Consider the following 13,028-nt stretch of genomic DNA (forward strand, 5'->3'; position numbering starts at 1 on the left):
TAGATGGAATCAACAATTAAACAAGAAGTCATACAAACCTTAACAAATACAACAAAAAATGATCGTATAAACATGAATAATAAACTCAAAGAAGATTTGGGTTTAGATTCTATACGAACGATCTCAGTAATTACTAAACTGACAAAAAAATTAGATGTTAATATTCTCGATCTCTCTGACCAAGATTTAGTTAATCTCAACACTGTCGCTGATTTAATTAGGCTTTTTGAATCCATATCGAATAAAAAAATCTAAAAAAACAATTTAACAAAACCATTGCTCTTTTAAAAACAAGATGTAACATGAATATCGATCATTTATTTAATACTTCACTACAATTAGAAACAGAAAAAGTGGTCTTGAGACCAGTTCAAAGGAATGATTATGAGGATTTCAAAACCATCATTTTTGAACCTGATATTTGGTCGTTTTACACGATTAAATATGAAAATGAACAGGACTTAGACGGCTTTTTTGACAGCGCAATGACGGATTATAAATCCAGAAATCGATGTGCTTTTTCAATCATTGATAAATCTACCGATACAATTGTGGGCAGTAGTAGCTTTGGGAATATATCAATTAGAGATGCTAGGCTGGAAATAGGCTGGTCTTGGTTATGTAAGTCAGCCAGAGGCAAAGGCATAAACACGCATGCTAAATTCCTTATGCTTCAATATGCATTTGAAATACTGAAAGCAATTCGGGTAGAATTTAAAACAGATATTAAAAATTTAGGTGCAAGAAAAGCACTTATCAAATGTGGTGCAACAGAAGAAGGTGTCTTAAGAAGCCATACGCAAATGCATTCCAACAGAAGACGCGACACCATTTTTTACAGCGTTCTAAGCCACGAGTGGGCTGATATTAAACAAAATATATATAGTTACATTAAATAACTTATCGTATGAATAAAATTCCAAATACATTAAATCGCATCTACGATGTAGTAGGTATAGGTGTTGGTCCGTCTAATTTGAGTACGGCTGCTTTATTGAGTCAAGTTAATCAAGTAAAGGCTTGTTTTTTTGAAATGAACAAGGAGTTCAATTGGCATGCGGGCATGTTATTCCCAGAAGCCACACTTCAAGTATCCTATTTGAAAGATTTGGTAACTTTGGTAGATCCTACCAATCCTTATTCATTTCTTAACTTTCTTTCAAACAAAAAGCGCTTGTATCGTTTTCTTACTGCTGGTTTTAGCAAAATTAAAAGAAGGGAATTCAATCAATATCTGAGATGGGTTTGTGATTCATTAGATACGCTGGAATTTAATTCTAAAGTTAAAGATATACAATTTAACGGAAACCTATTCTCTATCCATACCAATACAAAAACAGTTTTTTCTAAAAATCTCATCATGGCTACTGGTTTAACTCCTAAGATACCCAAATGTGTCAGGCCTTATCAATGCTCACGTGTTTTTCATGCTATTCATTATCTTAAACAGAATGTTAAAACAAAAGGAAAACGCATTGCGGTAATTGGAGGAGGACAAAGTGGAGCTGAAATTATTCATAAGCTGCTTTGTGAGCAAGAAGATGCACCATCAAAACTTGTCTGGATATCGAGTAGATCTAGTTTTGCTCCAATAGATGATTCTCCATTTGCTAATGAATATTATACACCAAACTACTGTGATTACTTCTATAACCTAAGTCCAGATTTAAAACACAAACTCAATAAAGATCAGACCTTATCCAGTGATGGTATTGACATGTGTCTCTTAAAAAATATTTACAAGATGATCTATGAATTGGATTTTATAGAAGATAAGGAATTAGATGTACAACTAATACCAAACTCAAAACTAATGAAAGTGCTTCCTGTTGGTGATGCTTTCAATCTTGTCTGTGAACAGCAACTAAACAAGGCTCAATTATCTACTGAAGTTGACATTGTAATTCTAGCTACTGGTTTTGAGTATAAAGAACCAGTTTTTCTGAATTCAATAAAACACCATATAAGCTATCATAATAATCGATTTAAAGTTAATCCAGATTATTCCATTGAGTGGGAATTTCAAAACTCAAATAAAATCTACCTCCAAAACGGTAGTCGTCATGTGAGAGGCGTTGCTGACCCAAATTTGAGCCTCATTGCATGGAGAAGTGCAAAGATAATTAATAGTTTATGCAAGGATACTGTGTATGATATTAAAGATGATTTTCCAGTCTTTGATTGGTTAAATAACGGTTATAGTATAAACAAAGCGAAAAATTCAATAATAGTAAACTCCTAATCATGGAACCACTAAGGGAAATTATATTAGAAGGTACCGCTTATCAAAAGGGATATTCTCATGGTATACAGTTGAAAGAAACTATCCAAAATTTTGTGAAAGATGGTAGAGCCAGAACTAATGAATTATGTGCTGTGCTTATGACTGATGCTGAATTTGATGTATTTATAAAATCTCATGCAACTATGATAGCGCAATATGCTCCACACCTTTCAACTGAACTTAAAGGTTTAGCCGAAGGAGCAGGTATAAGCTACGATGAAGCTGTACTTCTTCAAGTACGAACTGAGATCATTTATTCTCATAATTTTTTTTTAGACGCTGCCGAATGTTCAACAATAGGGATGCATCGTAATGCACAAACCATGGTAGGACAAACGATAGATTTACCAGGACAACTTGCTTCGCTTGGTCATGTCTTTAGAGTTAAACCTGAACGCCCAGACCAACCAGAAATATTGATGTATGGATTTGCAGGGTTATTAGGTTATGCAGGTTTAAATTCCAGTGGTTTATCACTAAATATTAACATGCTTACTTCATCCGGTTGGAAAATTGGTGTGCCTCCTTACCTATTATGTCGATTGATTTTGGGTACACATTCTGTAGATGAAGCCATTGCAATTATTAAATCTATTCCAAGAACCAGTTCCAGATGTTTTCTTATTTCTGATAAAAACAGAATGGTTATTGTGGAAATGACTCCAAATGATATTCACATCACAGAAGGCAACCAGCTCTATCACACCAATCATTACTTGAGTGACAAGTTGGCTAAAGATGAAACCCTTCATTTTCTATTTAGAAATTCTTCCATCAAGCGTTTGAATCAACTAAAAAGTATGACGGAAGATAATTTACCTCAAAATGCAGAAGACGTATTCAACACTTTCAGTGATCACAGCCTTTACCCAGTGGGTTTATGTGCACATTCAGAAGGTACTATAAAAAGACAAGATACCGTAGCAGCTATCGTAATGGAACCTCAAAAAGGAATGTTATATGCCAGAAAGGGTCATCCTTGCGAAACTCAAACAACTACATTTCAACTTCAAGTTAACATTTAAAACTATGGAAAAACTGAAACAACTCATTGATGAAACTTCAGAATGGCTGCTAATTCCTGCTATTCCTACTCCAAATGGCAGAATTCATTTGGGACATATAGCTGGCCCATTTTTAAAACTAGACATTATAGCTAGAGCACAACGAAGATTAAATTCAAAAGCATCTGTTTTTTGTGGTTCAGATGTATATGAATCACATATTCTAAAGAAAGCTGAGGAAACTGGAAAAACACCAGAAGAGATCTGCAATACATTTCATTCGCTCGGAAAGGCAGATTTGGAAGCACTTAACATTAAATTTGCATGTTATTTTAATCCTTTATCAAAAGAATTAAATGCTGATTATCACAAATTCCATAAAGCTTATTTGGACAAACTTGTCAAAACAGGCAAGACTTTTGAACGAAATGGAAAATACCTTTATTCGCCCGGATCAGATAAATTTATTTTAGGATGTTGGTTATCTGGAGAATGCCCAAATTGTAATCAGCCATCTGGAAGTTATCAATGTGAAAAATGCGGCACTCAATATCAGCCAGAAGAACTTATCAATCCTTACTCCAATAATGGTGAATCTGATATAGAAATTATAGAAACACCTTCGCTATTTCTCAATATTTCAGATGTTATGGATCGTGTAGAATCCAAATGGGAAGAAATGAAAGTTCCCGAACACTTTAGAAAAATTTGTAGATCGTTTTTTCAAGACCAAAAAGGCGTAATTAGGCTAACAAACCCTGATAAATGGGGCGTTACCTATCCTGTTAAAGGTTCAGATTATACCCAAGTAGTATTTACCTATTCTAGTCTTTACATTTATTCGCTATTCATTGGTGAAGTTTACAAGAAATATTTCTCTAAAGACAATAAAAATGCATTTCATAAAAACTCAAACCTAAAAATAGCGATCTCGTTTGGTATTGACAATACCATTCCTCACATTATGTCAGCTTTGGCACTTGCCCTAACTGTATCCGAGTACAAGAGTTTTGACTATTTTATGCCTAATTATTTCTTTCACTTAGAAAAAGATAAATTCTCTACAAGTCGCGGACATGTTATTTGGGGAGCAGATATTATCAATAAAACTTCCGTTAGTGCAGATGCTCTTCGCTTTTACCTTATTCAAGAATGTCCTGAAGAAACAGCTACCGCTTTTAGTATTAATGAATTTATTCAAATTAATAATCAACTATTGTGTACAGAATTGCAGAAAAAAGTTCATGATATTTGGGAAACTATTGATAATTCGCACATCCCGATCATTAACTCTACTATTGAAGATCAACTCTTTATTGCTATAAAAAATCAAACAAAATGCATGACGCCTCCTACTCAAAAGATTAGGAATGGTACTATATTTCTCATCGAGTGGCTTAACTATCAAGATAAGATCGATCAAGAGCAATTGGTCTGGTGGATAAAAGGTTTAGCCTTGCTAGCATCGCCTATAATGCCTGAGTTTGCAAGTTCTATTTGGAATTGTTTAGGCAATGAAGGTATTCCTAGCCTTCAAGAATTCTACAATCAGAAGCCTTTTGTAAAATCAAAATTACCCGTTTGGTTCTGTAAAGTAAGAGAAATAGATTTGCTAACAATATTACCCAATTCTTTAATTCTTAATAAATAAACACTATGGCAAAACAACTCATTCCACAACTTGGTTTTTTCCCGCAATTTAGCGGTGCAGAAGGCAGTGAAGTTTCTGAAGTAAATTTAAAAGAAAAAGTCAAAGCTCCTTTTAAAGCTTCCAGATGGTCCGTTTCTCCTGGGTTTAGTTCTCCTGTAGATCAACATGAGGTAAAAGAATGTTGGTTTGTAGCTTCTGGAAAAGGCGTATTGACCTTTAAAGGAGATATTAAAGGCGATATCCAAGCAGGAGATGTTATTCATTTTGACCCAATGGAAAGTCATCAAGTTTATAATTCAGGAGAAGAATTGTTAACTATATTTTCAATTTGGTGGGAAGAACATGAAGAATAATACATTGACTAAAACATTCAATTTAACCGTTATTGGTGGAGGTATCATCGGCGCATGGACTATGCACTTAGCCAAAACTATGTTTCCTCACTGGAATATTCTACTTGTGGATGCCAATTTGGTGGGAAATGGTACGTCTAGATATTCGGCAAGTTTGGATATGCCTGGAGGTCATACATCACTTCGAAGAAAATTGGTGAAAAGCAGTCAAGAAAATTGGAAAAAATTGTTATCCGATGCGCCATCACTTGCCATAAAAGACATAAATGCCTTTGGTATAAGTAAAAAAGAGGAATTACAAACAATTCGAAAACATTTCTTTAGTTCAATATCTGAAGAAGATAATCATGAGAAATATTTAAAAAAGCTACAACGTTTTCTTCCTGGGTTTAACGTTACAAATGATCAGTCATTGTTTCATATTCCATTTGCTCAATATGCTACTCAAAATAATGTAGCTGAACAAATAATTTCAAACTTGAGAAAAGAGGACAAATGCACTATTATAGAAGGATTTGAAGTAAAATCTGTTTCTAAGATGAAAGATTCCTTGATGCTTACCGCAGAAAATGGCATTGTAATCAACACAAAAAATGTCATTGAAGCTACAGGTCCATGGATGTTAACTGGTCCAATGTCCAGTAAATGTGCTTCGCTTGGCGTTAGGAACAAAAAAATTGTTGCGTTACATATTGAAGCAAAGCCGCATCCCGATGCTCCCGTAATATACTCTTTTGATAATGAAGCATTCTTACTTCCTCGTCATGAAGAAGGACGATGGCTATTTAGTTTTCGCAGTGAAATATGGAACGTTATGCCTAAGCTTGAAGAACTAAAGATTAATTCAGATGATTTGTTAACAGCAAAAGATGTGCTCAATTCCTTATATCCTCCATTTGTTGAACTTATCTCTGGAGGAAGATCTTTTTGCGATGCTTATGGTGTAAACGGTGACCCAATTATCAAATCAATTTCTGGACTAGAAAATTACGTCATAGCTGGTGCAGGCTCAGGATCAGGGTTTCGATTAGCTCCCGGAATAGCTATAGAAGCTCTTACAATATTAAAGACATTATAAATCGAAATGACTGCTTCCATGAATATTTCAAGGTCAAGAAACTGAGTCTCAAAATCATTAAGGTCTATTTCTTTACACTTTTCAATATCAATATCTATTTCGTTATTCATAAAAACAAAAAATCCCTTCCAAATAAATGAAAGGGATTTTGTGAGCTCGAACATTCAAAGTTCAAACTTTTTGGTGGCGGATTTGAAGGAGATTGGTTTGTTTGTAAAAGAATATTCTTCGTTATTAATTGCATCTTAATCTATTGCTTTTTAAAAACGTTTATTGAAAAGTTATCAAGCTTGCATAATAGATTTTTTTAATTTAGTATATTTTCTTTTATTTGCTTGGTTAAAAATAAATTATGAGAAAAATTACATTCTACACATTACTACTTTCTTTATGTTTTCACAGTTATTCTCAAATTGGTTTTCAAGAGATTGAAATAACAGGCTTCTCAAATGCTTATGGATTAACTGCATCGGCAGCTGCGGGCGATTTAGATGGCGATGGAGATATTGACGTAGTTACGAGTCATTACGATGGTTTCCCTGGTTTAGTTTGGTATAAAAACACAGATGGGCAAGGAACTTTTGGATACCAAAGACCTGTATCTTCAGATTTTGACAGTGCATCTTCTAATATTATAACGAAAGATATAGACAATGATGGCGATCTAGACATATTTGCTTCTACAAATAGTTCTATCGTTTGGTTTGAAAACACTGATGGATTAGGAAATTTTTCTACTACTAATATTATTACTCAAGATGTTGACCGAGTAACTTCAATTCGTTCTGTAGATATTGATGGAGATGGAGACTTAGATCTAATTTCTACTTCATACAATGACAAAAAGTTAGCTTGGTATGAAAACATCGATGGTCTTGGTAATTTTGGAGCACAACAAATTATTACAATACATTCACTGTCATGGGCTCTTGCGTATGGAGAAGATATGGATGGAGATGGAGATATGGATATAATTGCCTCTTTGGATGACATCGTATGGTTTGAAAATACAGATGGTAATGGAGCCTTTACAATAGAACATCAAATTTCATCAATAGATTATAAAGCACTAACTCCTAAAGATATTGATGGAGATGGAGATATAGATATTATTATCCCAGCAGGTTACAATGATCATTTAATTTGGTATGAAAATATAAATGGGTCGGGAAATTTTTCTTCAATTCGATATATAGATACATCTATTAATGGAGATGTTGATATTACAAATGCAGATGATTTAGATGGAGATGGAGATGTCGATATTTTAATTGATGGCAATGGACTATTTTTATATTTGAATAATGGAAATAATAGCTTTAGTGGAGGGCTAAATATTTTGAACAACACTAATTCAGGTGTAAATGCAATAGAAATCCTTGATATAGATGGTGATAATGATTTAGACATTCTCGCCGGAAGTGGAGGTCATGGACTAATTTGGTTGGAAAATACTAATGGAATGGCAGACTTTGTTCAAAATACGATTTCTTTTAGTGCAGAAGATCCCGATTCTTCTTTTTTATCAGATCTCGATAATGATGGAGATATCGATATCCTAACTACCGCGAATGGTCAAATCGCATGGTTTGAAAATTTGGATGGTAATCAAAATTATGAAATTCAGCATAATATATATAACAATCTATATATGAATATTAAATCTGCATCTGCATTTGATCTTGATGGAGATAACGATATGGATATTATTGGTTCAATTACAGGAGATGATAAAATTATTTGGTTTGAAAATGTGGATGGACAAGGTACTTTTGAGAATCAAACCATCATAACCTTTAGTTGTGATGCGCCAATAATGACGCATGCTTCAGATATAGATGGTGATGGTGATTTAGATCTACTATCTGCTTCATACAATGATGACAAAATTGCTTGGTATGAAAATCTTGATGGGCAAGGTACTTTTGGAGTACAGCAGCTAATTTCAACAAATGCAAATTATGCAATATATGTAAAAGGAGTTGATATAGACATGGATGGTGACATCGACGTGGTTTCTGCCTCTAGAAATGATGATAAAATTGCTTGGTATGAGAATACAGATGGATTGGGAACTTTTAGTTCAGAAAAAATAATTTCATCGCAAGCCAATTCAATTAGATCTATAGATATAAAAGACATCGATGGTGATGGTGATCTAGATATTCTTTCTGGTTCATCTAGTGAAACTAAAATTGCTTGGTTTGAAAATCTTGACGGATTAGGTAATTTTAGTTCAGAAAATATCTTAGCTCCTGATGCTAGCCTTGCGCTATCTGTGTTTTTTGAAGACGTAGATAACGATGGTGATTTAGATGCGGTTTCATTAACATCATCAAGGAAAATTGTTTGGTTTGAAAACATAAATGGAAATTTTGATAATGTACAACAAGAAATATCACCTACTCTTAATTCTGATCCGATAATGATTAGCGGAGATTTGGATCAAGATGGAGACATTGATTTTATTTCTGGTTCATCAACAGCTTACAATGGTAGGGTAAAATGGCATAAGAACTTAGGCTTGTTCGGAAATCAAATAAATGGAACAGTTACATATAACATAAATAATGATGACTGTAATACGGGTAATTGGGGTATGAACAACATAATGATAAACGCCGATAACGGAAATGACAGTTTTAGTACGTTTACACTATCCTCAGGAGGATATGAATTACCAGTAAATGAAGGAAATTTCACGACTACTATATCTTCAAATTTACCAAGTTATTTCGCATTCAATCCAACTTCAGTAAATTCAAGTTTTACAGGAATAGGTAACAGTGATATTGCTAACTTCTGTATTACGCCAAATACAATAGTTAATGATCTAAGTATAAGTATATATCCTTCAATAAACGAACCACGTCCTGGCTTTGATACAACTTATAGAATTGTGTATAAAAACCTTGGAACAACACAGCTAAGTGGAAATGTTACGTTTGAATATGATAATACAAAACTACAGTTCTTGAATGCTAGTGAAACTGTAAACTCTCAAACATCAAATTCACTTACGTTTAATTATTCAAACTTAAATCCGTTTGAAACAAGAGTCATTGACTTACAGTTTAATGTATTTGCGCCACCAACAACTAATATTGGAGAAGTCTTAAGTACTACAGCGACTATAAATCCTGTTACTGGAGATAATACAGAAGAAGACAATGTATTCACACTAGAGCAAACTGTAATTGGCTCATATGATCCAAATGATATACAAGTATTAGAAGGTGATCAGATTTTATTGGAAGATGTTGATAAATATTTACACTATATCATTCGTTTTCAAAACACAGGAACGGCTTCTGCAATTAATGTAAATGTTGAAAATGTATTAGATGCAAACTTAGATTGGACAACAATGCAGTTAGAAAGCCTAAGTCATGACGGACGTGTTGAAATAAGAGATGGTAATATGGTAAATTTTATATTCAATTACATTAATTTACCCGATAGCACATCAGATGAGCCAAATTCACATGGTTTTATTGCCTATAAAATTAAACCAAAAAGTACTGTAGCAATTGGAGATATCATGTATAACAAAGCTGATATTTTCTTTGATTTCAATCCGCCAATTATAACAAATACAGTATCGACAGAAATCGTAGAAACACTATCTGTTAATGAATTTGCAGAAAATGAATTTTCGATTTATCCAAATCCTACTAAAGATATTATACATATAAACGGAAAAGAGCGTATAAATAAGCTATCTATTCACGATCTTAATGGCAGATTATTGAAAGAAATCAAACTTTCAAATTCACAGACATCAACTGAAGTCGCTATAAATAATTATGCAATTGGATTATATTTCCTTTCCATAGAAACTGACAAAGGTATCTACACACATAAAATTATAAAAAAATAAGAAGTACACTTTTTAAGAAGTACTTTTTGTTGAATCAATAAAAGCGTAACAAATTTTGTTGCGCTTTTCTCTTATAAAAAAATTCTTTAATGACAACTCAGCAGAATTGTATTTCTTTAAAACTAAGCTTTGAGAATAAAAAAACTTACTAAAACAAGAAAGTCCTACTATTTCTAGTAAGACTTTATCTTGTGACCGCGAACTTTCAAAGTTCGAACTTTTTGGTGGAGGATTTGAAGGAGATTAGTTTGTTTGTGAAAAATATATTACTAATAACTAGTTAGGAGAAAATAAATCACTTCTCTTGATGAAAATTATACATTAATAATATATCACATTTGTTGTATATCAACTAAAACTCAAACATTATGATACTTTCAAATGAAACAACTGAAAATGGAACATCTAATTCCTCAACAGAAAATGACACTACTACTCCTAGTTCTTCCAATACTACCACTACCACTATTATTACTACTACTTCAACAGGAAGCGGAACAAATAGTGGCTTAGAAAATAGCACATCAACTAAATCCTCAGGAACTGTAGTAAGGCCAGGAAGTAAAATTAAATCGAAAGGCAAAAAAACAAAAAGGTAAAATTCATTAATTTTATTACTACTAATCTTACAATGCTTTATTATCTTTATAAGAAATAAAGCATTTTTTATGACACTAAAACTTGTTATCGCCAAAACTGATTATAAAAAAATGAAAATTTTATTACTTTTCTTTTATTGCTTTACCACATTCGCGCAGCAAAATCCAATTATAGATAATTTATATATTTCACTTAAAAAACAACCAAAAGACACTAATAGAGTTAACACTTTGAATGATTTAGCTTTTGAATTATACGAAACTAAAACAGAAGAGGCGTTACAATTTGCTACCGAAGCCAAAAACCTCAGTGATTCATTATCGTTTACACGCGGTTATATAACTAGCTTAACGAGAATAGGCACTATTGCACTTCATGAAAAAAAAATTACCGAGGCAGAAAAGTTATATTTAAAAGCACTAGAAATGGAAACAAAAGAAAATTTTTCTTTTGGCATTGGACGAGCGCAAAATCAACTAAACCTCATTTATCAAAACAAAGGTAATTATACTCTAGCATTGGAATATGGCTTAGCCTCTTTACAAAAATTTGAATTAACTGATCGTAAAGGTGCAAGTGCGATAGCTTTAACAAACATTGGTCATTGCTATAAAGAGCTTGGGGAATTTGATAAAGCAATGGAATATATACTTAAAGGTTTAGACATTAGAAAAGAGTTGGGCGATGTAAACGGTTTATCTGACTCTTATATGGATCTTGGTTTACTCTATATTTCAATGAAAAATTATCCAAAAGCCATAAATTACCTACTCCAAGCCGAAAAAGGGTTTAGAGAAAACACTGTTGACTTATTAAATTTGTACAACAATTTAGGAGTTGCATACTTTGAATCTGGTAATCATTCTTTAGCATTGGAATATTATACTAAAACATTGGCGTTGAGTAAAAAATCAGGTCTTGATTATGAAGATCCTGATGTCAATAATAATATTGGGATTATTCACTTTAAAAAGAAAGAACTTAACCTTGCAAAAAAACATTATTTTTCAAGTTTATCTGTTCCGAAAAAATACTCAACTCTAGAAAACCGAGCAGAAACATATAATAATTTAGGGAATACTTATATTGAAGAGCGCAAATTGGATAGTGCACTTTTATATTATAACAAAGCTTCGGACATCGCAAAAAATATAAATGATAAGTTGTTACTATTGGAAGTTTTAAATAATCTTTCAGTTGGTTATGCTAAACTAGGAGTATATGATAAGGCGTTCAAAAACAGTAATCAATACGCAAAACTGAGAGATAGTTTGCAAAACACTTTTATAAATGCGATACATATAAAGGATAATTATGAAGAAAATAAAAAAATCATTGAATTATTAGGAAAAGATAAACTGATCGTGCAAAGTGAAAATACACGAAAGAACAATCTTATATACGGTTTGCTAATTGGATCTTCCCTTTTAGTACTATTATTTTTTGCTCTAATTAGAGGAAATAAACAAAAACAGAAAGCACAGCAAGAACAAATAGAACGACAAAAAATTGAAAAACAATTAAAGAATCAGGCCATAAAATCTATGCATAAAATGATTGAAGGGCAAGAAGATGTTCGACAAAGAATCGCAAAAGACCTTCATGATAGTATTGGTAGCACGTTATCTATGCTCAAATTACATTTCGAGATTGTTGAAGAGAAAATGGAAGAATTAAAAACCACTAGTTATAAAGAGTATAATAAAGCTACACAATTGCTTGATAAAGCTTGCGAAGATGTTAGAAAAATATCTCGAAAAATGGATTCGGGTGTTTTAGGAAGCTTTGGTTTATTAGCTGCGCTTAAAGATTTAAAACAAACTTTAGAATCTAGTAATCGCTTAAGTGTTGAGCTATCCATTGACGGATTTGATGAACGACTCAATAGCACCATAGAAATTACAATCTATAGAATCATTCAAGAACTTGTTAGTAATATTTTGAAGTACGCAAAAGCTGAAATAATTACAATTCAATTAATTCAAAGTAAAAAACAACTTCAAGTAGCTGTAGAAGATGATGGTGTTGGTTTTAATGTTGAAGAAAATCAAGGAAAAGGATTGGGGATTAAAAATATACAAACTAGAGTGGCTTCGCTTGGAGGAACTTTAGTTATTGATTCTACTCCTGGAAAAGGAGCTTATATTCACATTGTAATTCCCTTAAATGAAACATAAA

At 32.7% G+C, this 13,028-nt stretch carries 10 protein-coding genes; all 10 read left to right on the top strand.

What is annotated here, in order from left to right:
- Positions 1-3 precede the first annotated feature (3 nt).
- The 10 genes from IMCC3317_RS06290 to IMCC3317_RS06335 all read left to right on the top strand — a co-directional run bounded on the left by IMCC3317_RS06290 (position 4) and on the right by IMCC3317_RS06335 (position 13,027).
- Positions 4-255, top strand: coding sequence for an acyl carrier protein (locus IMCC3317_RS06290; RefSeq protein WP_160128674.1), 252 nt, complete (start codon positions 4-6; stop codon positions 253-255).
- A gap of 47 nt (positions 256-302) precedes the next feature.
- Positions 303-899, top strand: a complete 597-nt coding sequence (locus IMCC3317_RS06295) for a GNAT family N-acetyltransferase (RefSeq protein WP_160128675.1) — start codon at positions 303-305, stop codon at positions 897-899.
- Positions 900-907: 8 nt separating this feature from the next.
- Positions 908-2,242, top strand: a complete 1,335-nt coding sequence (locus IMCC3317_RS06300) for a lysine N(6)-hydroxylase/L-ornithine N(5)-oxygenase family protein (protein WP_160128676.1) — start codon at positions 908-910, stop codon at positions 2,240-2,242.
- 2 nt (positions 2,243-2,244) lie between these two features.
- The gene (locus tag IMCC3317_RS06305) at positions 2,245-3,309 is read left to right on the top strand and encodes a C45 family autoproteolytic acyltransferase/hydolase (protein ID WP_160128678.1); all 1,065 of its coding nucleotides are present in this window, start codon (positions 2,245-2,247) and stop codon (positions 3,307-3,309) included.
- Positions 3,310-3,313: 4 nt separating this feature from the next.
- Positions 3,314-4,939, top strand: a complete 1,626-nt coding sequence (locus IMCC3317_RS06310) for a class I tRNA ligase family protein (protein WP_160128679.1) — start codon at positions 3,314-3,316, stop codon at positions 4,937-4,939.
- 5 nt (positions 4,940-4,944) lie between these two features.
- Positions 4,945-5,292 carry a cupin domain-containing protein gene (locus IMCC3317_RS06315; protein ID WP_160128681.1) on the top strand — a complete coding sequence of 116 codons (348 nt, stop codon included), beginning with the start codon at positions 4,945-4,947 and terminating at the stop codon, positions 5,290-5,292.
- Entirely contained in the window at positions 5,282-6,370 is a 1,089-nt protein-coding gene (locus tag IMCC3317_RS06320) for an NAD(P)/FAD-dependent oxidoreductase (RefSeq protein ID WP_160128682.1), read from the top strand. The genes IMCC3317_RS06315 and IMCC3317_RS06320 overlap by 11 nt, the downstream gene beginning before the upstream one ends.
- Positions 6,371-6,722: 352 nt before the next feature.
- Positions 6,723-10,250, top strand: coding sequence for a T9SS type A sorting domain-containing protein (locus IMCC3317_RS06325; RefSeq protein ID WP_160128684.1), 3,528 nt, complete (start codon positions 6,723-6,725; stop codon positions 10,248-10,250).
- Between the two features lie 368 nt (positions 10,251-10,618).
- Positions 10,619-10,849 carry a hypothetical protein gene (locus tag IMCC3317_RS06330; protein WP_160128686.1) on the top strand — a complete coding sequence of 77 codons (231 nt, stop codon included), beginning with the start codon at positions 10,619-10,621 and terminating at the stop codon, positions 10,847-10,849.
- Between the two features lie 69 nt (positions 10,850-10,918).
- Complete coding sequence (locus IMCC3317_RS06335) at positions 10,919-13,027, top strand: tetratricopeptide repeat protein (RefSeq protein WP_160128688.1); 2,109 nt, start codon at positions 10,919-10,921, stop codon at positions 13,025-13,027.
- Position 13,028 lies beyond the last annotated feature (1 nt).

It is taken from the genome of Kordia antarctica (genome assembly GCF_009901525.1).
In the GTDB taxonomy this organism is placed as follows: Bacteria; Bacteroidota; Bacteroidia; order Flavobacteriales; family Flavobacteriaceae; genus Kordia; species Kordia antarctica.